The sequence below is a fragment of the Enterobacter sp. kpr-6 genome (assembly GCF_900116015.1).
Classification (GTDB): domain Bacteria; phylum Pseudomonadota; class Gammaproteobacteria; order Enterobacterales; family Enterobacteriaceae; genus Enterobacter_D.
Genome location: NZ_FOYH01000005.1, coordinates 26,964 through 51,984, shown reverse-complemented (window position 1 = coordinate 51,984; position 25,021 = coordinate 26,964). Strand labels below are relative to the sequence as shown.

23 protein-coding genes, 1 pseudogene and 1 other annotated feature are annotated in these 25,021 nt (G+C 53.2%); of the genes and pseudogenes, 6 read left to right on the top strand and 18 right to left on the bottom strand.

Annotation, left to right across the window (positions count from 1 at the left end):
- Positions 1–107 precede the first annotated feature (107 nt).
- Complete coding sequence (locus BM373_RS13670) at positions 108–542, top strand: winged helix-turn-helix domain-containing protein (RefSeq protein WP_090462290.1); 435 nt, start codon at positions 108–110, stop codon at positions 540–542.
- Positions 532–1,077 carry a glycoside hydrolase family 108 protein gene (locus BM373_RS13665; protein WP_090462288.1) on the top strand — a complete coding sequence of 182 codons (546 nt, stop codon included), beginning with the start codon at positions 532–534 and terminating at the stop codon, positions 1,075–1,077. Before BM373_RS13670 ends, BM373_RS13665 begins: the two co-directional genes overlap by 11 nt.
- 33 nt (positions 1,078–1,110) lie before the next feature.
- Here the strand turns inward: BM373_RS13665 and BM373_RS13660 are convergent, their stop codons facing one another.
- From BM373_RS13660 to dnaK, 4 genes are all read right to left on the bottom strand, one after another.
- Positions 1,111–1,449 (bottom strand): phage holin family protein, encoded by a 339-nt coding sequence (locus BM373_RS13660; RefSeq protein ID WP_090462286.1) that lies wholly within the window; start codon positions 1,447–1,449, stop codon positions 1,111–1,113.
- 153 nt (positions 1,450–1,602) lie between these two features.
- On the bottom strand, positions 1,603–2,556 hold the full coding sequence (locus BM373_RS13655) for a LysR family transcriptional regulator (protein WP_090462284.1): 954 nt from the start codon (positions 2,554–2,556) through the stop codon (positions 1,603–1,605).
- A 335-nt stretch (positions 2,557–2,891) separates the two neighbouring features.
- On the bottom strand, positions 2,892–4,031 hold the full coding sequence (dnaJ, locus tag BM373_RS13650; protein ID WP_090462283.1) for a molecular chaperone DnaJ: 1,140 nt from the start codon (positions 4,029–4,031) through the stop codon (positions 2,892–2,894).
- An 85-nt stretch (positions 4,032–4,116) separates the two neighbouring features.
- Positions 4,117–6,033, bottom strand: coding sequence for a molecular chaperone DnaK (gene dnaK, locus BM373_RS13645; RefSeq protein WP_090462281.1), 1,917 nt, complete (start codon positions 6,031–6,033; stop codon positions 4,117–4,119).
- Positions 6,034–6,331: 298 nt separating this feature from the next.
- On the opposite strand from dnaK, the gene satP reads away from it, so the two are divergent.
- The gene (satP, locus tag BM373_RS13640) at positions 6,332–6,898 is read left to right on the top strand and encodes an acetate uptake transporter (protein ID WP_090462279.1); all 567 of its coding nucleotides are present in this window, start codon (positions 6,332–6,334) and stop codon (positions 6,896–6,898) included.
- Between the two features lie 50 nt (positions 6,899–6,948).
- Here the strand turns inward: satP and BM373_RS13635 are convergent, their stop codons facing one another.
- The 4 genes from BM373_RS13635 to tal all read right to left on the bottom strand — a co-directional run bounded on the left by BM373_RS13635 (position 6,949) and on the right by tal (position 11,120).
- Positions 6,949–7,890, bottom strand: a complete 942-nt coding sequence (locus tag BM373_RS13635; protein WP_090462277.1) for an Rpn family recombination-promoting nuclease/putative transposase — start codon at positions 7,888–7,890, stop codon at positions 6,949–6,951.
- 145 nt (positions 7,891–8,035) lie between these two features.
- Positions 8,036–9,343, bottom strand: a complete 1,308-nt coding sequence (locus BM373_RS13630) for an MFS transporter (RefSeq protein WP_090462275.1) — start codon at positions 9,341–9,343, stop codon at positions 8,036–8,038.
- A 124-nt stretch (positions 9,344–9,467) separates the two neighbouring features.
- A complete protein-coding gene (gene mog / locus BM373_RS13625) occupies positions 9,468–10,055 on the bottom strand; it encodes a molybdopterin adenylyltransferase (RefSeq protein WP_090462273.1) in 588 nt (195 codons plus the stop codon).
- A gap of 111 nt (positions 10,056–10,166) precedes the next feature.
- Complete coding sequence (gene tal, locus BM373_RS13620; protein WP_090462271.1) at positions 10,167–11,120, bottom strand: transaldolase; 954 nt, start codon at positions 11,118–11,120, stop codon at positions 10,167–10,169.
- A 192-nt stretch (positions 11,121–11,312) separates the two neighbouring features.
- Here tal and BM373_RS13615 point away from each other — a divergent pair, with 192 nt between their 5' ends.
- Both BM373_RS13615 and yaaA read left to right on the top strand, forming a co-directional pair.
- Complete coding sequence (locus BM373_RS13615; protein WP_090462269.1) at positions 11,313–12,764, top strand: alanine/glycine:cation symporter family protein; 1,452 nt, start codon at positions 11,313–11,315, stop codon at positions 12,762–12,764.
- A 55-nt stretch (positions 12,765–12,819) separates the two neighbouring features.
- Positions 12,820–13,593, top strand: coding sequence for a peroxide stress protein YaaA (yaaA, locus tag BM373_RS13610; protein ID WP_090462268.1), 774 nt, complete (start codon positions 12,820–12,822; stop codon positions 13,591–13,593).
- Between the two features lie 200 nt (positions 13,594–13,793).
- Here the strand turns inward: yaaA and thrC are convergent, their stop codons facing one another.
- The 6 genes and pseudogenes from thrC to yjjY form a co-directional block, all read right to left on the bottom strand.
- The gene (thrC, locus tag BM373_RS13605) at positions 13,794–15,080 is read right to left on the bottom strand and encodes a threonine synthase (RefSeq protein WP_090462267.1); all 1,287 of its coding nucleotides are present in this window, start codon (positions 15,078–15,080) and stop codon (positions 13,794–13,796) included.
- A 3-nt stretch (positions 15,081–15,083) separates the two neighbouring features.
- Positions 15,084–16,013, bottom strand: coding sequence for a homoserine kinase (gene thrB / locus BM373_RS13600; RefSeq protein ID WP_090462265.1), 930 nt, complete (start codon positions 16,011–16,013; stop codon positions 15,084–15,086).
- 1 nt (position 16,014) lies between these two features.
- A complete protein-coding gene (thrA, locus tag BM373_RS13595; RefSeq protein WP_090462263.1) occupies positions 16,015–18,477 on the bottom strand; it encodes a bifunctional aspartate kinase/homoserine dehydrogenase I in 2,463 nt (820 codons plus the stop codon).
- Positions 18,478–18,501: 24 nt separating this feature from the next.
- Positions 18,502–18,622 (bottom strand) — a sequence feature (Thr leader region).
- Positions 18,558–18,623: a thr operon leader peptide gene (gene thrL, locus BM373_RS13590; protein ID WP_090462616.1), complete on the bottom strand. Its 66-nt coding sequence runs from the start codon at positions 18,621–18,623 to the stop codon at positions 18,558–18,560. It overlaps the preceding feature by 65 nt.
- 212 nt (positions 18,624–18,835) lie before the next feature.
- Positions 18,836–19,522, bottom strand: a complete 687-nt coding sequence (locus tag BM373_RS13585; protein WP_090462261.1) for a tRNA/rRNA methyltransferase — start codon at positions 19,520–19,522, stop codon at positions 18,836–18,838.
- 395 nt (positions 19,523–19,917) lie between these two features.
- Positions 19,918–20,057, bottom strand: a pseudogene (gene yjjY, locus BM373_RS13580) (protein YjjY).
- A 95-nt stretch (positions 20,058–20,152) separates the two neighbouring features.
- Here yjjY and arcA point away from each other — a divergent pair.
- Complete coding sequence (arcA, locus tag BM373_RS13575; RefSeq protein WP_090462259.1) at positions 20,153–20,869, top strand: two-component system response regulator ArcA; 717 nt, start codon at positions 20,153–20,155, stop codon at positions 20,867–20,869.
- Positions 20,870–20,904: 35 nt separating this feature from the next.
- Here the strand turns inward: arcA and creD are convergent, their stop codons facing one another.
- From creD to creA, 4 genes are read right to left on the bottom strand one after another with little or no spacing between them, the layout of a single operon-like run.
- Complete coding sequence (gene creD / locus BM373_RS13570) at positions 20,905–22,269, bottom strand: cell envelope integrity protein CreD (protein ID WP_090462257.1); 1,365 nt, start codon at positions 22,267–22,269, stop codon at positions 20,905–20,907.
- A gap of 57 nt (positions 22,270–22,326) precedes the next feature.
- Positions 22,327–23,751 carry a two-component system sensor histidine kinase CreC gene (creC, locus tag BM373_RS13565; RefSeq protein ID WP_090462255.1) on the bottom strand — a complete coding sequence of 475 codons (1,425 nt, stop codon included), beginning with the start codon at positions 23,749–23,751 and terminating at the stop codon, positions 22,327–22,329.
- Entirely contained in the window at positions 23,751–24,440 is a 690-nt protein-coding gene (gene creB / locus BM373_RS13560) for a two-component system response regulator CreB (RefSeq protein WP_090462253.1), read from the bottom strand. Before creB ends, creC begins: the two co-directional genes overlap by 1 nt.
- Before the next feature lie 13 nt (positions 24,441–24,453).
- Entirely contained in the window at positions 24,454–24,930 is a 477-nt protein-coding gene (gene creA, locus BM373_RS13555) for a protein CreA (RefSeq protein WP_090462251.1), read from the bottom strand.
- Between the last annotated feature and the right edge of the window lie 91 nt (positions 24,931–25,021).

The following is a 25,021-nucleotide window of genomic DNA, read 5'->3' as shown; positions in this document are numbered from 1 at the left end:
ACAATTGCTGAAGATATCTGTTTATGCTGGTAACAATACATCGCCATAAATATTATTTGCCTCACCAAAGGACTTTTCACGGAGCAATGCTCTTACACAGGTATGTAATGAACAAATATCTTATCAACAATGATTGTTTATATAACGAAGGCAAGTGCGAATTAAGGAATACCAAAAACGCAGTGACCATTAAAATGACGTCAATGCGTGCGCGTTGCCTGAGTTATATTATTGAAAATGCGCATAACCCGTTGATTGAAAAACAACAACTGACCACTGCGCTATGGGGCTCACGCGGCCAGTTTGTCAGCGATGCGAACTTAACCCAGCTTCTGTATCTCATTCGCCGGGATCTGAAAGCGCTCGGTATCCTGGACTTCTTTATCACCATTCCACGACTGGGGATCAAAGTTAACGATACCATCACCATCAATCAGATTACTGAAGACGCGCCGGCTGCCGCCCCTGCGCCATTCTGGAAAAAATTAACGGCTCATTTAGCAAAAATTCTATTTATGCGGGGAAAACATCATGGCGAATAATCCGGTGCTCGACGGTATTCTTGAAAAAGAAGGCGGCTATGTTAACCATCCCGCCGATCGCGGCGGCCCCACCAACTGGGGTATTACCGAAAGAACCGCGCGTGAATGGGGATATACGGGCGATATGCGGGATTTAACCCGTTCGGAAGCCTGGGAAATCCTGGAAGCTAATTACTGGATAAAACCAGGCTTTGACAAGGTGGCAAAAGTTTCTTTATTAGTGGCCTATGAACTGTGTGATGCGGGCGTGAATGTCGGCCCGGCACAACCGTCCCGCTGGTTACAGCGCTGGCTGAATGTCTTTAATTTGCAGGAAAAGCGCTACGCGGATATTGCTGCCGATGGCATTATTGGCCGCAATACTTTACAGGCTTTGAACTGTTTCTTAGAGGACCGGGGAAAAGAAGGTGAAACGGTGCTTATTGCGGCGCTGAATTGTAGTCAGGGGCATTATTACCTCGGTGTGACAGAAGCCAGACCGCAGAATGAAGCCTTTATTTATGGCTGGCTGCGTGAGCGCGTCGTCGTTCGCTAAACCTAAATGCCGGGAGCAATCCCGGCATTCTTTTCAGGAAAGTTTGTCGTTCTTCAGCAAAAAATCCTTCACCTTGTTGCTGAGCAACCGCAGAATCGGCGTGGCAAAGACGCCACCCAGACCCGCCACCATAATCGTCATGTTAAGCGTCATCTGCCGATCTATGGCAATTGCGCTTAATATGAAGCCAGTGAAACACGAAATAATAATTTGTGTTAAACACTCCATAATATTACGGTGCACTGCGGTGTTTTTTCGTTTCATCAGATAGCTGACGAATCCGCCCCACCCTCCGATGACCAAAACAAGAACCAGGACTTCTAACTCCAGAAGAATAACTTTCGATGATTCGATGTGTGTAAATGTATTCAAGATCGTGCTCCATTACGATGCAAGTAAGATTAACGTCGCAACAGGATATTCACGAACGGGCAAGCAAACTAATCAATTACCCCAAAAAGCGCTAAGAACAACTAAAAAAATAACATTAACCTCTGCGATATCTTTTGTGGAAATCATTACGTCTCATTTACGGAACCCGGAGCCCGTGCGTAATAACTCAACAATATCTTTAATATCATAGCGCTTTTTAAATTTATTCCGGTTACGCAACCATGAGGCATAAACTGTGAGTGGCCGAAAGGTGACTTCCTCCGGTAATGGCATCGCCACCAGATTACGCTGACGGTTATTCATATAGAAGCGGGCCAGGCGCTCAGGCAGAATGCCAACCATTGAACTCTTCTCAATAACATTTATCATCCCGTTTACAGAATCGGAACGGTAGGCAATTTTTCTTCGCCCGGTATACTCCGCTGTGGAGGAAAGTAAACTCTTCTCATTACTGTAAACGTTCTCCTGCATAGTATTTTGATAAACGGCGTGCTGGGCGGCATAAAAGTTATAGGCCGAGATTTTTTCTAAGCCTGCCAAAGGGTTATCCGCCGCGCAAACTAACACAAACTGGCTTAGCCGTTCAAAAACGATTGTTTCAACGTTATCATCATTTATTGGCATATCCCCAACAAACAGATCAATTTCGCCCTCACAAATTAACCTTTTGATCTCATCTGCCTGGTGATGTTTTTTTCGATGAAAACTAATGAATAAATCATCCAGAAGATTTAGCTCAAATAACACCGACAGATAAAACTCTTCAACACTTTCATTACCCAGAATTCTTATTTCACGTTGTTGAGTATCATCCTGGAGATGAAAAGTGTGATGAATCAGCTCCATCGCCTGAGAAAACGATCGGTGCAGCTCTTTCGCTCTGGCTGTCGGCACCAGACCATTTCGGGAACGGGTAAATAACTCTTCCTTGTAAAACGCCTGAAGTCGTTGTAATGCCAGACTCACCGCCGCCGGTGTCACTGACAAATGATGCGAAGCCCGTGTAGCATTTCCGGTTGCTATCGTCGCATCAAAAACCTTAATCAAATTGTAATCGAAGTCTTTGATCGCAGACATATTAGACATTTGACGAAAATCCTACGCTTACAAATATATCAAATATCTTCTTAGGATAACGTTACAACCTGAAATGATATTTCGTAAAAAGATGATTTTTGAGTGACGATGAGTAATTGATCGTCTCGTTTCGCGCATAGTTTAGCCCATTTACATTTTTAGTTAAGATTTATCTTATAATTTTATTTTTATATTTTTCAGGATGATGAGTTCACAGGGCATAAATACTTAATTCACTTTTCATCGCGATCACAATTTCAAAACCAAAAAAAAACCGGTGCCGTTAATTAAACGACACCGGTTTACAAATGTAATATTAGCTTTTTTGATATGTTACATCGAAATTAACGCGTCAAATCGTCAAAGAACTTTTTTACACCATCAAAGAAGCTTTTGGAACGCGGGCTGTTGTGCTCACCCGTCGGGCCACCGAAGCTGTCCTGCAAATCTTTAAGCAACTGCTTCTGCTTGTCGTTCAGACCTACCGGCGTTTCAACGACCACACGGCACAGCAGATCGCCTTGCGCACCGCCACGGACTGATTTCACGCCTTTACCGCGCATACGGAACAGCTTGCCGGTCTGCGTTTCGCCAGGCACTTTCAGCTTCACGCGGCCATCCAGCGTCGGGACTTCGATCTCACCGCCCAGAGCTGCCATCGCAAAGTTGATTGGCACTTCGCAGTACAGGTTGTTGCCTTCTCGCTCAAAAATCGGGTGCTGTTTAACCTGCACCTGAACGTACAGATCGCCTGCTGGCGCGCCGTGCTCACCCGCTTCGCCTTCACCGGACAGACGGATACGGTCACCGGTATCGACACCCGCCGGGATTTTAACCGACAGCGTTTTGCTCTTCTCAACGCGACCATGACCGTGGCACTTGTTGCACGGATCTTTAATGATGGTCCCGCGACCCTGACAGTGCGGACAGGCCTGCTGTACCGCAAAGAAGCCCTGACGCATCTGCACCTGACCGGAACCGTGACAGGTTGGACAGGTTTGCGGTTGCGTACCGGCTTTTGCGCCGCTGCCGTGGCAAATGTCACACTCTTCCAGCGTCGGAATGCGGATCTCTTTGGTGACGCCGCGAACGGCCTCTTCCAGCGTTAATTCCATGTTGTAGCGTAAATCGGCACCGCGTGACGCGCGCTGACGCCCCCGGCCACCGCCGAAGATATCGCCAAACACATCGCCGAAGATGTCGCTGAAGTCGGCACCGCCGCCGCCAAAGCCGCCGTGACCGCCACCCATGCCGCCCTGCTCAAACGCCGCATGACCGTACTGATCGTAGGCCGCGCGTTTTTGGGCATCGGTGAGGATTTCGTAGGCTTCTTTAATTTCTTTGAATTTGGCTTCGGCCTCTTTATCGCCCTGGTTGCGGTCCGGGTGAAATTTCATGGCCAGGCGTTTATAAGCCTTTTTGATTTCACGCTCTTCCGCTGTTTTGGAAACGCCTAAAATCTCGTAATAGTCTTGCTTTGCCATCTTTTTTTTCTGCCCCTAACATGCGTGCACGGGCGGAGAGGAAACCTCTTCGCCCGTGCCAGTGTATTACCCGTTCAAAGGGCGATTATTTTTTGTCTTTAACTTCTTCGAACTCAGCGTCGACTACGTCGTCATCTTTCGCGTTGTTTGCAGAAGCATCAGCGCCACCCGCCTGCTGCTGGGCATGCTGCTGCTGAGCAATTTCCATCAGCTTCTGGGAAACCTGCGCCAGTGCCTGCATTTTCGCTTCGATATCCGCTTTGTCTTCGCCTTTCAGAGAAGTTTCCAGCGCGCTCAGCGCAGACTCGATAGCCGTTTTGTCGTCAGCCGGCAGTTGTTCGCCTGCTTCTTCAACCTGCTTACGGGTGCTGTGCAGCAGGTGATCACCCTGGTTACGGGTCTGCACCAGCTCTTCGAACTTACGGTCAGATTCCGCGTTCGCTTCTGCTTCGCGCACCATTTTCTGAATTTCTTCTTCGTTCAGACCAGACGATGCTTTGATGGTGATCTTCTGCTCTTTGCCGCTGTTTTTGTCCTTCGCGGAAACGTGCAGGATACCGTCGGCGTCGATGTCGAAGGTCACTTCGATCTGCGGCATGCCGCGCGGTGCCGGGTTGATCCCATCCAGGTTGAACTGACCCAGTGATTTGTTATCAGAAGCGCGTTTACGCTCACCCTGAATCACGTGGATCGTTACCGCAGACTGGTTGTCTTCCGCAGTCGAGAACACCTGGCTGTGCTTGGTCGGGATGGTGGTGTTTTTAGTGATCAGCGCTGTCATTACGCCGCCCATGGTTTCGATACCCAGAGAGAGCGGGGTTACGTCCAGCAGCAGAACGTCTTTCACATCACCGGTCAGTACGCCGCCCTGGACCGCAGCACCGATTGCCACTGCTTCGTCCGGGTTAACGTCTTTACGCGGCTCTTTGCCGAAGAACTCAGCCACTTTCTTCTGAACCATTGGCATACGAGTCTGACCGCCGACCAGGATCACGTCCTGCACGTCAGAAACAGACAGGCCAGCATCCTGCAGCGCCACTTTCAGCGGCTCGATGGAACGGTTCACCAGGTCTTCTACCAGGCTTTCCAGTTTCGCGCGAGTCACTTTGATGTTCATGTGTTTCGGACCGGTCGCGTCTGCGGTGATGTACGGCAGGTTCACGTCGGTCTGCTGTGCAGAAGACAGCTCGATTTTTGCTTTTTCAGCGGCTTCTTTCAGACGCTGCATCGCCAGCGGATCGTTACGCAGATCGATACCCTGGTCTTTCTTAAATTCTTCAACGAGGTAGTTGATCATACGGCTGTCGAAGTCTTCACCACCCAGGTGGGTATCACCGTTGGTTGCCAGAACTTCGAAGGTTTTTTCGCCGTCAACTTCGTCGATTTCGATAATAGAGATATCGAAAGTACCGCCGCCCAGGTCATAGACCGCGATAGTACGGTTGCCCACTTCTTTGTCGAGGCCGTAAGCCAGCGCCGCAGCAGTCGGTTCGTTGATGATACGTTTGACTTCCAGACCAGCGATACGACCGGCATCTTTGGTTGCCTGACGCTGAGCATCGTTGAAGTAAGCCGGAACGGTGATAACCGCTTCAGTTACCGGCTCACCCAGGTAATCTTCTGCCGTTTTCTTCATTTTTTTCAGCACTTCAGCAGAGATCTGCGGCGGTGCCATTTTCTGGCCTTTCACGTCAATCCATGCATCGCCGTTATCAGCGCCGCTGATTTTGTACGGCATGATGGCAACGTCACGTTGAACTTCTTCATCCTGGAAGCGGCGACCGATCAGGCGTTTAATCGCAAACAGTGTGTTTTGCGGGTTTGTCACTGCCTGACGTTTAGCCGGCTGACCAACCAGAGTTTCACCGTCCTGAGTATATGCAATAACAGAAGGCGTGGTGCGATCGCCTTCAGCGTTCTCCAGCACACGTGCGGTTGTGCCATCCATAATCGCTACACAAGAGTTGGTAGTCCCCAGGTCGATACCAATAATTTTACCCATCTAAACGTCTCCACTAAAAATTTGTCAGCATGTGGTTGTGTATCTGTAATAAGGGCAAATGATGCGGTTTCAACTGCCCAGGCTGTTTTTTTCCAGATCCACTCACTTCGGTTGACTACAAGATGGGGACGTAACGGAAGGCATCAAGGGGGGCGACTAAAAAATTTTTTAATTTCACCCTGCTCAGATCATAGACACAGTTAACGGTGCTCATTATGATGCCGCGCCCCGCCTCCTCTATCCCTGGTGCGGGGTTTTTACTTTTCACCATTTTATTGATGATTTCTTTTGAGGACTTATGGGCGACACTAAGTTGGCTAATCCGGCACCGCTGGGCTTAATGGGCTTCGGCATGACCACTATTCTGCTTAATCTGCATAATATTGGTCTGTTTCCGCTGGACGGCGTTATCCTGGCGATGGGCATTTTCTACGGCGGTATTGCGCAAATTTTTGCGGGTCTGCTGGAGTTCAAAAAAGGCAATACTTTCGGTTTAACTGCATTTACCTCTTACGGCTCGTTCTGGCTGACGCTGGTGGCCATTCTACTGATGCCGAAGATGGGCCTGACTGAAGCGGCTAACGGCCACTTCCTGGGCGTGTATTTAGGCATCTGGGGCGTGTTCACCCTGTTCATGTTCTTTGGCACCCTGAAAAGCGCACGTATGCTGCAATTCGTGTTCCTGAGCCTGACCGTGCTGTTTGCCCTGCTGTGCATTGGGCACCTGGCCGATAATGAAAGCATCGTTCACATCGCGGGCTGGATTGGTCTGGTGTGCGGCGCAAGCGCCATTTACCTGGCAATGGGCGAAGTTCTGAACGAACAATTTGGCCGCACGGTGCTGCCGATTGGTGAAAAGCACTGATTTATTCAATGCTCCAGCGGCTGACGCTGGAGCATGATTGCGCTGATGTTTTAAGAGTGCGTCAGCGTATTCAGCGCTTCTTCTGATAATCCTGTGAGCTGTATGATCTGCGCGTGTGAAAGCCCACTATCAAGCATCGCTTGTGCAATACGCATGGTGGCCTCCAGACGGCCTTGCACTAAACCTTCGCCTCGCCCTTCTTTACGCCCCTGAAGCAATCCTTCTCCGTGACCTTCCTGCCTGAGCTGTTCTGCAATCGTCATTAGAATATCCTTATGTTGCGGTGCTTTTTTTGCCAGCAAACGAATAAGCGCGCCGTGATCGGTGGCATTTCCGGCCTGCACAATATAGTGAATGACTGTCCGTAGCTGGTGCCCGGTAGTGTAGCTTCCCAAAAGTAGTGAAGCCAAATGCGCATGAAACTCCATGAGATCCCGCGCACGAATATGTTTTTGCAGGAACTCCAGGATCGCCACTCTGCGATGCGTCAGGATCCGATCGTCGGGAATGACCGTCACATCAACCAGCGGGAAAGCCTGCGTATAGAGTGCCTGCGCCAGCGCCGGGTTTTCAAATCCATCCAGCCAGCGCAGTGAATAGGGATACGGACTGATAGCTCCGTGATAAAAAAGAACGGGGATCACTAGCGGGAGTTTCTCGTTCCCGGCGTCAACATGGCGTTGCATTGCTGCCAGCGCATAGCGCATGAGCCGCAACGTCATTTGTCTGTCAGGCGTACTTTGATGTTCCAGCAGGGCATAAATATAGCCCGCGCCATGCCGGGTTTGCAGCGACCAAAGCACATCGGAATAGCGGGACTGCAGGTTTTCTTCTATAAAACTGCCTGATTCGAGACGTAGCGTTGAGAGGTCGCACAGTTGCAAAAGATGTTCGGGAAGATGAATCTCCAGAAAATCGCGCGCGGTGTCGGGATGGGTCATAAAGTGTTTGAATACCGCATCATGCGGCGTAGACGACGATGTCCTTGTCATGTTTTTTCCATTAAACAAAACCTGCTCGCAGTATTTACCTCATCCTGATCGTTGTCAGAATGAGGTGAAAACCCTGCGAGGAGGCTCGGAAAAAATGTGAACGATAAAGCGCAGGCCGGGTAACCTTCCGCTACCCGGCAAATTCTTACGAGGTGTGTTGCAGGGACTGCGCCCGCGCATCGTTATGATACAGATCCTGACGCAGCCAGATCCCCAGCATTAATCCTACCAGCGACAGCGCCAGCACGTACCAGGCCGGGGCCATTGGCGATACGCCCATCAGCATGGTGACCGCAATCGGCGTCAGGCCGCCAAAAATGGCATACGACACGTTGTAGGAAAACGAGATCCCGGTGAATCGCACTTCCGCCGGAAACGCGCGCACCATGACGTAAGGTACTGCGCCGACGACACCTACGCACAGCCCCACCAGTCCGTATAAAAGGAACAGATGTTCCGGGTGCGCACCCGCAAAGTGATAGAAGATCCAGTTTGAGCAGGCGAGCAACAGGCTACCGACAATAAAGGTTTTGCTGGCACCAAACCGGTCCGCCGCGAGACCCGCCAGCAGGCAGCCGATGCAGAGCATAATGGTGGCGATACTGTTAGCTTTTAAGGTCAGCGCCGGGGCCAGGCCGTACTGTTTTTGCAGCCAGACGGGTGACATCAGGATCACCACAACAATCCCGGCAGACAGCAGCCAGGTCAGCAGCATCGAGACAATCACTGCCTTTTTATGGTTAGCCACCACCGCTTTGACCGGCAGTTCCTGTGCCAGCGCTTTACGCTGCTGCATTTCGAGAAAAATCGGCGTCTCCTGCAACCAGCGGCGTAAATACATCGCCACCAGGCCAAACGCACCGCCGAGCAGGAACGGAATACGCCAGCCAAAATCATGAACGTCCTGCGGCGTCAGGCGGGTGTTTACCTGCGTGGCGACCACCGAACCCAGTAAAATCCCAACGGTCAATCCTGCGGTCAGCGTGCCACAGGCAATGCCGATGCGACGCGCGGGTACATGCTCCGCAACGAACACCCACGCCCCCGGCACTTCACCGCCGATGGCCGCTCCCTGAAGCACGCGCATCAGCAGGAGCAATAGCGGCGCAAGAATGCCCATCGAGGCGTAGGTCGGCAACAGGCCAATCGCCAGCGTCGGTACCGCCATCAGCAGGATGCTGAGGGTAAACATTTTCTTGCGGCCGACCAGATCGCCAAAGTGCGCCATGATGATGCCGCCCAACGGACGCGCCAGATAGCCTGCGGCAAAAATACCGAAGGTCTGCACCTGACGAAGCCATTCGGGAATGTCAGCCGGGAAGAACAGTTCTCCCACGACGGCAGCAAAGAAGACAAAAATGATGAAGTCATAAAACTCCAGCGCCCCGCCTAATGCAGCGAGCGACAGCGTTTTATAATCCTGACGATTGAGGGGACGTGTGTAATTTGACATAGCCGACCATTTGTAAACAGGCGTGATAAATTATTTAAACACATACTGTAAAGTAAAAATTACTATACCGTAAATAAAGTAACACGCCAGAGACGGTGCGGCTTAATTCATGAACGCACTATTTTCAGGAGATTATCTCGCGAATGGCGCTTTTTGGGCGAAATGCTGCTACCACATCGCTATCGGTTTCCACATACGGCCCCTCAAGCAACTGTACACAATAAGGTACACTGGCAAAAATACCCGCGACAACCACCTTTCCGTCCGGCGATTTCAGCCCTTCCAGCGTCTCCTTAATGGATTTTGGCTGGCCTGGCAGATTCAGAATCAGCGCCTGTTTACGGATCACGCCCACCTGACGGGACAAAATCGCCGTCGGCACAAAGTGCAGGCTGATCTGCCGCATCTGCTCACCAAAACCGGGCATTTCCCGATCGGCAATCGCAAGCGTGGCGTCCGGGGTCACATCACGACGCGCCGGGCCCGTACCGCCGGTCGTCAGCACCAGATGGCAGCTCATTTCATCTACCAGTTCGCACAGAGTCTGCTCGATGATCGCCTGCTCATCGGGGATCAGCCGGGTTTCAATTTCAAACGGCGTTGTTAATGCGCGCGCCAGCCATTCTTCGAGGGCGGGGATGCCTTTATCCTGATAAACGCCGCTGGATGCGCGATCTGAGATGGAGACTAAGCCAATGCGTAAAGTGTTCATGAGATTTCCGTTTAAACAAGTCTGGTTAAACAGAATGATACACGGCGAAGAGAGGGACAGACAGATTTCAGAAGAGGTAGCGTGACCGGGAACCCGGCCACGCCAGTATGATTACAGCAGATCGCCGATCATTTTTTCCAGTTTTTCCTGGTCGACCGCAAACTTACGGATACCGTCCGCCAGTTTGTCTACCGCCATCGGATCCTGGTTGTGCTGCCACAGGAACTCAGATTCGGTAATGCGCTCAGGGCGGGCTTTCACTTCACCGCTGAAGCTCAGTTTACGCTCAATAGTGCCTTCACTTTCAGCCAGTTCTTTCAGCAGTGCCGGCGCGATGGTCAGACGGTCGCAGCCAGCCAGCTCAATGATTTCGCCGACGTTACGGAAGCTTGCGCCCATCACAACGGTTTCATAACCGTGCTGCTTGTAGTATTCGTAGATTTCGGTCACGGAAACAACGCCCGGATCTTCAGAAGCGGCATACTCTTTCTTGTCGGTATTCGCTTTGTACCAGTCGAGGATACGGCCCACGAACGGAGAGATCAGGAATACGCCCGCTTCGGCACAGGCACGCGCCTGAGCGAAGGAGAACAGCAGCGTAAGGTTACAGTTGATGCCTTCTTTTTCCAGCTGTTCAGCGGCACGAATACCCTGCCAGGTAGAAGCCAGTTTGATCAGAATACGATCGTTGCTGATGCCCGCATCGTTATACAGTTTGATCAGGCTTTTCGCTTTGGCGATGGACGCGTCGGTATCGTAAGAGAGGCGCGCATCCACTTCGGTAGAGATACGGCCTGGGATCAGCTTGAGGATTTCCAGACCGATATTGACGGCCAGTTTGTCAGACGCATCAACGATCTGCTGAGCACGGTCGCTGCTCTGGTTTTTCGCCCAGGTAACAGCATCGTCAATCAGTTTACGGTATTCAGGGATCTGGGCTGCGTTAAGGATCAGAGAAGGGTTAGTTGTGGCATCCTGCGGCTGGTACAGCTTCATTGCCGCGATGTCTCCAGTGTCGGCCACCACGGTGGTGAACTGACGAAGGGAGGTCAATTTATCCGTCATAATAGTGTTTCTCTTTAAACAGCTTGTTAGGGGGATGTAACCGGTCTGCCCTGATAATATCACGCCACTACGCTGGCGCAACCGCAGACAATGCGCATCCGCAGAGTATGGTAGACTCGCCGTTTACCTGACGAGCAGCCATCCGCGCACAACGCTAATGGCACGATAACGGCATCAACAAGAGGGATGTTAATGCCTGATTTTTTCTCATTTATCAATGAAATACTCTGGGGCGCAGTGATGATCTACCTGCTGATGGGCGCAGGGATCTGGTTCACTGTTCGCAGCCGGTTTATCCAGTTTCGCTATCTCCGCTACGCTGGCCGCAGCCTGAAAAGCAGCGTCACCCCGCAGCCCGGCGGGTTAACCTCTTTCCAGGCGCTGTGTACCAGCCTGGGTGCACGTATTGGCAGCGGCAATCTTGCTGGCGTGGCGCTGGCGGTTGTCGCAGGCGGACCGGGCGCAGTCTTCTGGATGTGGATGTCCGCGCTGCTGAGCATGGCGACCTCCTTTGCCGAGTGCTCGCTGGCGCAGTTGTATAAAGAGCGTGATGAACACCAGCAGTTTCGCGGCGGCCCCGCCTGGTATATCGCCCGTGGACTGGGTATGCGCTGGATGGGCGTCCTCTTCTCGATCGTTTTACTGCTTGCCTACGGGATCATTTTCAATACCGTTCAGGCTCACTCCGTCGCTAATGCCTTACATTTTGCCTGGGACATCCCCGGCCTTGCCGCCGGGTTATTCCTCGCGGCACTGAGCCTGCTGGTGATTGTCCGGGGATTGCGCGGCGTGGCCCGCCTGATGCAGTGGCTGGTGCCGGTATTAGCCACCCTTTGGGTCAGCGCCAGCCTCTTACTGAGTCTCTGGCATCTCGATCAGTGGCCCGGCATTATCGCGCTGATTGTGAAGAGCGCCTTTGGCTGGCAGGAAGCCGCAGCGGGCACTCTTGGTTATACCATCAGCCAGGCGCTGACCAGCGGATTTCAGCGCGGGATGCTGTCGAATGAAGCGGGCATGGGCTCGACACCCAACGCTGCCGCCGCTGCCGCGTCATGGCCGCCACACCCCGCAGCGCAGGGAATTGTGCAGATGATTGGCGTTTTTATCGACACCATTATCGTCAGCACGGCCAGCGCAATGCTCATTCTGCTGGCGGGCGACTATTCCACCGAGTCTTCGGATAGCGGTATCCAGCTTATACAGCAGGCGATGGTGTCACTCACCGGCGACTGGGCGGCGGGCTTTGTCGCGCTGATTAGCCTGTTTTTCGCCTTTACCTCGGTTGTGGTGAACTACATCTACGCGGAAAATAACCTGATCTTTTTGCGCGCGCACAGCAGGCGAAATGTCTGGCTGCTGCGGCTGTTTACTGTGGTGATGGTAGTAACCGGCTCGCTCATCTCTCTGCCGATGATCTGGCAGTTAGCCGATGTGCTGATGGCGCTGATGGCCATTATCAACCTGACGGCCATTCTGCTGTTGTCCCCCGTGGTGCGCATTATCGCCAGCGATTATCTGCGCCAGCGCAAACTGGGGATCCGGCCCGTTTTTGATTCAAAACGCTACCCGGATATTGACCGCCAGCTTGCGCCGGGTGCCTGGAATCACGCCTCGCTAAACCAGGACAGCAATCGCAACAATTGATCAAGCCACGCCCTTTTTTTGTTACAGTCAGCCAAAATTTCTGCAAGGACTGGATATGCTTATTCTGATTTCACCGGCCAAGACCCTGGATTACCAAAGTCCGCTGGCGACCGCCCGCTACACCCAGCCTGAACTGCTGGATCATTCACAGCAACTTATCAAAGTGGCGCGTGAACTGACGGCGTCGGACGTTAAAGCGCTGATGGGTATCAGCGATAAACTGGCCGATCTGAACGTCACCCGCTTTCACGACTGGCAGCCCGATTTCACCCCGGATAACGCCCGCCAGGCCATTCTGGCGTTTAAAGGCGACGTGTATACCGGTCTTCAGGCAGAAACCTTCAGCGAAGCCGATTTTGATTTTGCCCAGCAGCATCTGCGCATGCTTTCCGGGCTGTACGGCGTGCTGCGCCCGCTGGATCTGATGCAGCCCTATCGCCTGGAGATGGGTATCCGCCTGCAAAATGCGCAAGGCAGCGATCTCTACCAGTTCTGGGGCGACACCATCACCGATAAGCTCAATGAGGCGCTGGCAGCGCAGGGGGATGAGATTGTTATCAACCTCGCTTCAGACGAATACTTCCGCGCGGTGAAGCCGAAAAAGCTCAAGGCTGAGATGATCAAACCGGTGTTTCTGGATGAGAAAAACGGCAAGTTTAAAGTGATCAGTTTTTATGCCAAGAAAGCGCGCGGGCTGATGAGCCGCTATATCATTGAAAACCGCCTGACTAAACCTGAGCAGTTGAAAGCGTTTGATGTGGATGGTTATTTCTTTGACGAGGAGACGTCAGGGAAAGGCGAGCTGGTGTTTAAGCGCCGGGAGCAGTAATTTTCCCCTCACCCTAACCCTCTCCCCCGGGGAGAGGGGACTAAAACCGCCCTCACCTTAACCCTCTTCCCAGGGGAGAAGGGACTAAAACTGCCCTCACCTTAACCCTCTCCCCAGGGGAGAGGGGACAGTTCGATGCCGATCCCGCCTTTCTCCCTCTCCCTGAGGGAGAGGGCCGGGGTGAGGGTAAAACAGAAAACTTACGCTTTGCTCATCATCAATTCACGCAGCGCAGCAAAATCCGCAGGCAGATTATGCGACAGCAGCGGCAGGTCGGCGCGCTCTGCCAGCTCGCGCGGCAGGGCCAGTTCTTCGCCGAGGATCGCTTCCACGCTCTCTTTGAATTTCGCCGGATGCGCTGTCCCCAGGAACAGCCCGTATTCGCCCGGATTCAGCTGATCGCGCAGCGCACGATAGGCCACCGCCGCATGCGGCTCGGAAAGATAGCCCTTCGCCTTAAGCTCCAGCATCGTCTCTTTGGTGGTTTCATCGTCCACGGCAGCATAGCCCAGCTCGTTCAGACGCCAGATTTTGCGGCGGAAAATTTCTTCCACACGCGGCCAGTTGTTCGGCTGTGACACATCCATCGCGTTAGACAGCGTCGCCTGAGTGGTTTTCGGTGACCATTCTCCCGCCTGCAGGAAACGCGGTACGGTGTCGTTGGCGTTGGTGGCCGCGATAAAACGCTTCACCGGCAGGCCGAGAGATTTCGCCAGCAGGCCCGCGGTTAAATCGCCAAAGTTACCGCTGGGGACGGAAACCACCAGTTGATTACGTGCTTCCTGCGGCAGTTGCGCGACCGCTTCGAAGTAGTAGCAAATCTGCGCCAGCAGACGGCTGATGTTAATCGAGTTGGCGGAGTTAAGCCCCAGCGCGACCTTCATTTCTTCATCGTCAAACGCCTGTTTCACCAGCGCCTGGCAGGCATCAAAATCGCCGTCGATGGCGATAGTTTCAATGTTGCCGCCCAGCGTGCAGAACAGTTTTTCCTGAAGCGGGCTGATTTTCCCCTGTGGATAGAGGATCACCACGCGCACGTTTTTCAGGCCGTAAAACGCATGGGCGACCGCCGCCCCGGTGTCGCCGGAGGTGGCTGTCAGAATGGTAACCGGCTTGTCGCCGCTGATGTGCGTCAGCATCTGCGCCATAAAGCGTCCGCCGAAATCTTTAAATGCCAGCGTCGGGCCGTGGAACAGTTCCAGACAGCCGATGTCCTCTTCAACGTGGCTGACCGGAGCCGGGAAAGCGAACGCGGCGCGAACGCGGGCTTCAAGTTCATCCTGCGGGATTTCATCGCCGATAAAGGCCGCCAGAATTTTGCTGCTGCGGGTGATGAAGTCCATCTCCAGCATCGCGTCGATGTCGGTCAGGCTGAACTCCGGCAGATCGTGCGGGAAAAACAGCCCCTGGTTTTTCCCCAGCCCCTGCGTCACCGCCTGGGCAAAACTGACCTGCTCGTTATGATCTTTAAGATTGTAGAGTTTCATGTGTTATCCCAGTACTCGTGCGCCCGCCGTGTCCAGCCGGCAAATATGAATAAAGCCTTCGTTGTTTTGCAGATAGTTCAGGCGTAGCCAGTCAGCCACACGCTGCGCGGTATCAGGTTTATCGCACACCGCAAACATCGTTGGCCCGGAGCCGGAGATGCCGCTGGCCAGCGCGCCAATATCCGCCACCGCCTGACGGGCTTCATGGAAACCTGGCAGCAGTTTGGTGCGATACGGTTCAGCAATCACATCTTTCATCAGCTTCGCCGCAAGCTGCGGTTGCTGCGTGTAGCAGGCGTGAATAAAGCCCGCCAGATGGCGACCGTGCGCGATGCAATCCTGACGACGATACTGCGCGGGCAGGATCGCGCGGGCTTCGGCGGTAGAGACCTTAATGCCCGGATACGCCAGTACCCACAGCCAGTCATCAAAGCCTGGCACCTGCTGGCTGATGATGCCGTTTTCTTCGATCATCAACTGCATGCCGCCGAGGAAACAGGGGGCAACGTTGTCGTAATGGATACTGCCGGAGATACGCCCTTCCAGCTCGCCCATCAGCGCCAGCAGGCGTGTGTCGTTAAGCGGCTTGCCGCAAAACTCGTTCATTGCCATTAAGCCGGCCACTACCGAACAGGCGCTGGAGCCTAAGCCCGAGCCAATCGGCATACTCTTTTCCAGCGTCATCGCCACCGGGATAGTTTTGCCGATCTCAAGACAGAAACGCTCCCAGCATTGATAGACGATATTCTCACGCGGTTCCGCAGGCAGTTTGCTGGCGAAACGGCCCACGTTATTGAGGCTAAACTGCTCCGCCGCTTCCACCGTCACTGTATCGCCTAACAGTGAACCATCCACTGGCGTGACCGCCGCACCCAGCACGTCAAATCCGACGCTCATATTGGCGCTGGAAGCCGGGGCATACACTTTCACCATGTTAAACTCCTAACTTCCATGAGAGGGTGCGCAGCAGGTCGGCAAACACGCCCGCCGCCGTCACATCATTGCCCGCCCCGTAACCGCGCAGAACCAGCGGCAGCGGTTGATAATAGTGGCTGTAAAACGCCAGCGCGTTCTCGCCGTTTTTCACTTTATACAGCGGATCGTTGCCGTCCACTTCAGCGATTTTCACCCGGCACACGCCGTCGTCTTCAATGTTGCCGACGTAGCGCAGCACTTTGCCTTCATCACGGGCTTTCGCCACGCGCGCGGCAAAGGCATCGTCAAGCTGCGGCAGACGGGCCATAAAGCTGGTGACATCACCGCTGTCATCGAAACTTTCAGGCAGCACGGGTTCAATGACAATATCAGAAAGCTCCAGCTCGCGTCCGGTTTCACGGGCGAGGATCAGCAATTTGCGCGCCACGTCCATCCCGGATAAATCATCACGCGGATCCGGCTCGGTATAGCCCATTTCACGCGCGATGCCGGTAGCTTCTGACAGGCTCATCCCCTCATCCAGTTTGCCAAAAATAAACGACAGCGAACCGGAAAGGATGCCGGAGAAACGCTGCAATTCATCACCGGCGTTCAGCAGGTTTTGCAGGTTTTCAATGACCGGCAGACCTGCGCCCACGTTGGTGTCGTAGAGGAATTTACGGCGCGATTTGGCCGCCGCATAACGCAGTTGATGGTAATAATCCATCGACGAAGTGTTGGCTTTTTTGTTCGGCGTGACGACGTGGAACCCTTCGCGCAGGAAGTCGGCGTACTGATCCGCCACCGCCTGGCTGGAGGTACAGTCGACGATCACCGGGTTTAGCAGGTGATATTCTTTCACCAGACGAATTAAGCGCCCCAGGTTGAACGGCTCTTTGGCTTCGGCCATTTCCGCCTGCCAGTTCTCCAGATTCAGCCCGTGCACGTTGGTCAGCAGCGCTTTTGAATTGGCGATACCGCAGACGCGCAGATCGATGTGTTTATTCTTAAGCCAGGTTTGCTGACGCTTTAACTGCTCCAGCAAGGCACCGCCTACGCCACCCACGCCGATGACAAAGACTTCAATCACCTGATCGGTGGCAAACAGCATCTGGTGAGTGACGCGCACGCCCGTTGTGGCATCGTCATTATTCACCACCACTGAAATTGAACGCTCAGAAGAGCCCTGGGCGATTGCGACAATGTTGATGTTGGCGCGGGCCAGCGCCGCAAAGAATTTTGCCGAGATGCCGCGCAGCGTGCGCATGCCATCACCGACCACGGAGATGATCGCCAACCGCTCCATCACCGCCAGCGGTTCCAGCAGCCCTTCTTTCAGCTCCAGATAAAACTCATCGGCCATCGCACGTTGAGCGCGGGCGCAATCGGCCTGCGGCACGCAGAAGCTGATGCTGTATTCGGACGACGACTGGGTGATCAGCACTACCGAAATCCCGGCGCGTGACATGGTCGCGAATACGCGCGCCGCCATGCCGACCATACCTTTCATGCCGGGGCCGGAGACGCTGAACATCGCCATGTTATTCAGATTGGAGATGCCTTTTACCGGCAGGCCGTCTTCATCGGCGCTCGCGCCAATCAGCGTGCCGGGTGCCTGCGGGTTACCGGTGTTTTTAATCAGGCAGGGGATCTGGAACTGGGCGATAGGAGTAATGGTGCGCGGGTGCAGCACTTTCGCACCGAAGTAAGAAAGCTCCATCGCCTCCTGATACGACATTGATTTCAGCAGGCGGGCATCGGGTACCTGACGCGGATCGCAGGTATATACGCCGTCAACGTCGGTCCAGATTTCACAACAATCGGCGCGCAGACAGGCGGCCAGCACGGCGGCTGAATAGTCTGAACCGTTACGGCCCAGTACCACCAGTTCGCCTTTTTCATTCCCGGCGGTAAAGCCCGCCATCAGGATCATATGGTCAGCAGGAATTTTGCTGGCGGTAATACGGCGGGTGGACTCAGGAATATCGACCGTAGATTCGAGGTAATGACCATGCGCGAGTAATTTTTCGACCGGATCGATAACCGAAACCTGATGACCGCGCGCTTCCAGAAGCCCGGCCATGATAGCGATTGAGAGCTTTTCACCCCGGCAGATGATGGCGGCGTTGATACTGTCCGGGCACTGTCCTAACAGGCTGATGCCGTGCAGAACGTGTTTGATCTGTGCGAACTCATGATCGACCACCGCTTTTAACCGGGCATGTGGGAAGCCCGGCTGCACCTCTTCCAGACCCTGCAGAAGTTCGGCAAAAATACGTTCAGCATCACTGATATTGGGTACGGCATCCTGACCACTGATGGTTTTCTCAATCATGGCCACCAGATGGTTAGTGATTTTGGCAGGGGCAGACAGCACGGTGGCAACCTGCCCCTGCCTGGCATTGCTTTCCAGAATGTCGGCAACCCGCAGAAAACGTTCTGCATTTGCCACTGATGTACCGCCGAACTTCAAGACTCGCATGGTATTACCCCTTGATCTTTGGTCGAAAAAAAAGCCCGCACTGTAGAGGTGCGGGCTTTTTTCTGTGTTTCCTGTACGCGTCAGCCCGCACCGTTACCTGTGGTAATGGTGGTGGTCGTAATAATGGTGGTGCTGATGCGATTCATGGATGTTGTGTGCTCTGTAGTTTTTATCTGTCTGTGCTGTATGCCTATATTGGTTAAAGTATCCGGCCCGCTAAGTCAACGAATTTTTAAATTTGTGACCTTTTGTGCTCCCTGCTGATGGTACTGTGAGGGATACCGCATTAAGCGAATACCCTGCACCTCTCAGGGGAAAAGCAGCCACTTAAACCATGGATAAAGATAAAATCAGGGAATTACTCTGCCATCTTTTTTTCAATATCATGCAGCAATCGGTGCAACATAGCCGTGTCGCGCTGTTCAAAAAGACCGATGCGCTGCTCCAGCCAGTCGACCATTTTGGTGTCGTCACTGACGTTAAGTTTTTCCAGCAGCATACGCGCCCGAATGCGCAGCGCCTGTAGCTGGTTATCATCACTTTTACTGACCTGTTCACCAATTTGCTGCATGAGTTCGCTTAACTGATAGCAATACACCATGACCGCCTGGCCGAGATTCAGCGACGGATAATCCGCCACCATCGGCACACCCGTTAAAATATCGGCCAGCGCCAGCTCTTCATTGGTTAACCCAGAATCTTCACGACCAAAAACCAGTGCGGCGTGATTCAGCCATTCACTCTTTTCCCGTAACAGCGGCACCAGCTCATTAGGCGTTGCGTAGTAATGAAATTTTGATCGGCTACGTGCGGTGGTCGCAACGGTAAACTGAATGCCCGCTAACGCTTCAGCAAGCGTCGGGTAAACTGTAATATTATCAAGTACATCACCCGCACCGTGCGCCACGCGGCGCGCCCCTTCCTGCAAATGGGCGTCACTCGCCACAATGCGCATATCGGTAAATCCCATGGTCTTCATCGCCCGGGCGGCGGCACCGACGTTTTCAGGTCTGGCAGGTGAAACTAAAATAATAGATAGCTGCATTTGTGACTCTCTTAATCTTATTGCGCGCCGTCGCTGATTTCTTAAAGATAATACGCGATGCGAATTTACAATTTTGCAACAGCAATCACTGAAATTTGCCTTTTGAACGCTTAAAAAGGACTACACTGTTGCTTAAGTTTATTACCGGACTTTATGTTAACAGAACTTGCATATCCCTATGTTTATCCTGATTTATTGGATTAGCACTGCTTACCTGCCCTTGGATTCACTCTGTTTACTAATTTTGTGTTGCAACTACTTGGTTTATTGATAAATTGTTAATGTCGATGACAGTAAGATGCGATGAGTTCATCAAACTGTTAACGTGCTACAATTGAACTTGATATATGTCAACGAAGCGTAGTTTTATTGGGTGTCCGGTGTCACTTAGCCTGTTATGTTGCTGTTAAAATGGTTAGGATGACAGCCGTTTTTGACACTGTCGGGTCCAGGGGAAAGTAACCACGACCAAGCTAATGATGTTGTTGACGTTGATGGAAAGTGCATCAAGAACGCCATTACGTACTTTAGTCATGTTACGCCGTTCATGTTAATTTGCGACATGTATCAGGCAGGTCAGGGACTTTTGTACTTCCTGTTTCGATTTAGTTGGCAATTTAGGTAGCAAACATGCAGACCCCGCAAATTCTTATTGTTGAAGACGAGTTGGTAACACGCAACACGTTAAAGAGCATTTTCGAAGCAGAAGGCTACGATGTCTTTGAAGCGACGGATGGCGCTGAAATGCATCAGATCCTTTCCGAAAATGACATTAATCTGGTGATTATGGATATCAACCTGCCTGGGAAAAACGGGCTTTTGCTGGCGCGCGAACTGCGTGAGCAGGCAAACGTTGCGCTGATGTTCCTGACGGGTCGTGATAACGAAGTCGATAAAATCCTTGGCCTGGAAATTGGCGCTGACGATTACATCACCAAACCTTTTAACCCGCGCGAACTCACTATCCGTGCACGTAACCTGCTGTCCCGCACCATGAATTTGAGTGCCGTCAGTGAAGAACGTCGCAGCGTTGATAGCTACAAGTTCAACGGCTGGGAGCTGGATATCAACAGCCGCTCTCTGGTCAGCCCTAACGGTGAGCAGTACAAACTGCCGCGCAGCGAATTCCGCGCCATGCTGCACTTCTGCGAAAATCCGGGCAAGATTCAGTCCCGTGCCGATTTGCTGAAAAAGATGACTGGCCGCGAGCTTAAGCCGCACGACCGTACTGTGGACGTGACTATCCGTCGCATTCGTAAGCATTTCGAATCCACGCCGGATACGCCGGAAATCATCGCCACTATTCACGGTGAAGGTTACCGTTTCTGCGGCGATTTGCAGGAATAAGTCTTCAAAAAAAAGCGGCGCTCAGCGCCGCTTTTTTATTTCCAAATCCGTAACTCATCGTCGGCGGGCTGAGGCTGCGCTTTTTTGTTGCTATGCGACAGCGAGTACCAGTCAAAGCGGCGGGTCAGGATCATCACCGTACTGAGCGCCGCAAACAGCACCCCCGTCCCCAGCAACAGCGCATTATCCTCTGAATTCAACAGTCCCCACATCACGCCATCAAGCAGCAGTAACGCACCGGCAAACGCCATACTGACGTAGCGGCTTTGCATAATACCCTGCAAATAAACACCGTTAATCATGGCTCCCAGTATGCTGGCGATGATCCAGGCAGGCGTGAAGCCGATGTGTTCGGAAAGCGCCAGCAACACCAGATAGAACATCACCAGCGAGAGTCCTACCAGCAGATACTGCAACGGATGCAACTGCCGCGCCGTGAGCATCTCGAATACAAAAAACGCCATAAAGGTAAGGCTAATCAGCAGGATGGAATACTTCAGCGCGCGATCGGTCAACTGATACTGATCGGCGGTGGTGGCGATGCTGGCGCTGAAAGCGGGTAAATACTGCCACTGAGACAACTCCCGGTCAGCGATTTTGCTGTCCAGATTATTGGCAAACCAGGAGCTCTGCCAGCTCGCCTGGAAACCACTGGCGCTGACCTCACGTTTTTCCGGCAGGAAGTCGCCCATGAATCCCGGATGCGGCCAGTCGCTGTTGAGCGTCATTGCGCTGTTTCTTCCCAGCGGCACCACAGAAAACTCGCTGGTGCCGTTAAGACGAAAATCCATCTCCAGCGTCTGCACCTGTGAAAGCCTGTCGGCACTTCCGAGCGGGATATGTATCCCTTCCAGATCGCTGGTCAAACCGGTGCCCGGCTCCACGCTCAGCGTCTCACCATTGATTTTCGTCGCCCTCACCTGACCAATACCCCGTGAATCGCTGACCATCAGCACCGCAAAAGGCTCACCGATGAGCGTGTTTTCATCGGCCTTAATACCCAGTCGCTTTGGGTCGAACTCCGCTTTGATTGAGATATCGCCGTGCCAGATTTGTCCCTCATAGATGCCGATGTCGCGAGTCTCCACCTGCTGCTTGCCGTCCACCATCAGCGACTCGGGCAGCCAGTAGCGAATGTAATTTTTTTCACGTTTGATCTCTTTTGCCGGGTTATCGCCGTCGGCCTGAATAACGGTGGTGATCTCGGTGATGGGGACCGCAATCAAAGGGCCGGTGAGCTTCTGCGCCCCCGCGCTGCTCTGACGTAGCGTGTCAGCGACATCAGCGCGGTAATTTGCGCGCTCCTCGATGAGATTACTGAGCATGGTTAAGGGGATCAGCAGGACAACCATACAGCCTGCCAGCGTGAATATTTTCCAGAACAATGGTGATTTGAACATAACGCCTCCTTTTATGATGCGTGCAGCATAGAGGCGTTAAATGGGAAGAAATTGAAGTTATGTGAAGTGACGGTGAAGTGTGAGCGTGGCAGTCACGCCACCCTGCGGACGATTCTCCAGCCGGATGTCACCCTGATGTAAGCGGGCCACCTCCTGAACGAAAGCCAGGCCCAGCCCGCTGCTCTTCTGGCCGTTTGACCGCGGGAGTGAGTAGAAGCGCTCAAAAATACGGGCCTGAGCGAAATCAGGAATTCCGCTTCCGCTATCTTCGACCACAACCTCAACGCGGCTGCCCTGCTCAGAGGTGTAAAGCCGGATCGCGCCGCCGGATGGCGTAAAATCAATGGCGTTATCCAGCAAATTGCCCAGCGCCTGAGCGAGCAGGTTTTCATCACCGGAAACGATCGTCTCTTCCTCGCCGCACTCCAGATGCAGGGCTTTAGCTGCCAGCGCCACGCTGCGTTCATCCTGGAGCTGCAAAAATAAAGCCCGCGTATTCACCGGCGTGAAAGCGATATCGAGCCGGTTCTCCAGCTTCGCCTGCGAAAGCAGCTTTTCCACCAGCGACTGCATCCGCGCGTTTTGGCTCAGAATATTATGGGTAAATCGCGCCACCACCTCCGGCGGCGGCCCTTCCCGCAGGATTTCTGCCGCGCCGCGTATCGCCGCCAGCGGGCTTTTAAGCTCATGCGTCAGCGCATAGACATACTGCTCGATGTAATTTTTCCCTTCGAGCTTAATACGCATGCTTTCCAGCGCCCGCGCCAGTTTGCGCAGTTCACTGCTGCCAAGCGAAGGCAACGGCACCGGATTATTTTCAGTAATGGAATCAGCGTAATACGTCAGCCTGCTGATGGAGCGGTTGATCCACCAGACCATGCCAGCGCCGATCAGCAACGCAATTCCCAGCAGCGCCCCGCCCGCCCACAGAATGCGCCGCTCACTGCGTTTAATAACCGGATTCAGCGCGCTGTTGGCTTTGCCGACGCTGACAACGCCAATAATGCGGCCCTGATCGATTACCGGTGCGGCCACATACATCACTGAGCTTTCTGCATTTTCGGGATCGGTTGGCGTACTGCGTGCGCCATATTTGCCGCGCAGCGTCAGCCAGACGTCGTTCCAGCGGGAGTAATCCTGCCCTTGCGCCACGCCTTTTGAATCAAAGATCACCTTCCCGGCCGCATCGGTCAGGTAGACATGGTATTCATTGCGTACTTTGTGGATGCCGCTGATGTTGGCGTTGATCGCGCGGTTATGCACGGCGCTAAACGCCCCGGCCAGTTCGCCGTTTTGTGGGTGTCCCGCAAGAATATCCTCACGGGCGATTTCCGCCAGCAGGGTCGCCGCGTCCACCAGCGAGCCTTCGGTGGCCCGCCGCACGCCGGGTTTGATCTCCTGAACGAATATCGCCAGCACAAACCAGGCGGCTACCGCCACGATGAGGAAATACCCCAGCAGCAAACGCATTCCGATGCGCATCAACGGACTCCGAGGCTGTAACCCATTCCGCGATGGGTATTGATAGGCGAAACGCTTTCATTGATGGCGCGCAGTTTGGCACGCAGCGTTTTGATGTGCGTATCGACGGTGCGATCAAAACTCTCTTCCGCATCGGTCCACACGTTGTCCATCAGTTGCTGGCGGGAAAAGACCTGGCCGGGGGACAAAATCAGGGTTCTTAACAGCAAAAATTCGTACCGCGTCAGCAGCAGCGGTTCGCCGTACCAGCGGATCAGCGCCGCCGACTCCTCCATTTCGAACTGCCCCACGCGAATAATCGCGGGCCTGAGCGTCGATTTCTGCAAGCGCCGGAGAATGGTACGCACCCGCGCGCACACTTCTCTGGGCGAAAAAGGCTTCGCGACGTAATCGTCGGCCCCTATTTCCAGCCCCAGCAGTTTGTCGATTTCATCGCTGCGGGCGGTGAGAAACAGAACCGGCAGCCCCGGCTCGCGGGCCAGCAACTGGCGGCACAATTCAAACCCGCTGATATCCGGCAGACCGACATCCAGAATCGCCAGATCCGGCAACCGGTGCGTGGCAGCCTCAAGCGCTGGCAGGCCGCGTTCAAACGCCGTCACCGCAAAACCATCCTGTTGCAGCATATAGATCAGCGTTTCTGCGATGCTGATTTCATCTTCGACCAGCCAGATCAGCGGTTGCGACATCACTCATTCCCTTTTATTTTGCAGCCCACGGCATAATCGGCACCGCGCTTAAAGCGTTCTTCGGCGAACCTTCAACAACCTTGTCGGAGTAAGTCAGGTAGGCGAGCGTATTACGTTTGGCGTCATAAAAACGCACCACCTGTAATTTCTTGAACACCAGCGAGGTGCGTTTCTGGAACACGACATCGCCCTGTGCTTTGCCGGTTTTCACCTTTTCGCTCAACTCAATGGGGCCAACCTGCTGACAGGAAATGGCCGCATCGGAGGTATCTTCCGCCAGCCCCAGGCCCCCTTTAATACCGCCCGTTTTCGCACGGCTTAAATAGCAGGTCACGTTTTTAACATCAGGATCGTCAAACGCTTCCACCACGATTTTGTGATCGGGACCGAAGATTTTAAATACGGTATCGACCGAACCAATCTCTTCAGCGTGTGCCACCTGCGCGACACCGCTCATCATTAAACACAGAATTAAGCACTTACATTTCATATTGTTACCATTCTTTAAAATGACGTGAAGTAATTATTTGATATTGAAGCATAAACGTTCATAACCAACTGAATTATATGGACATAATTAG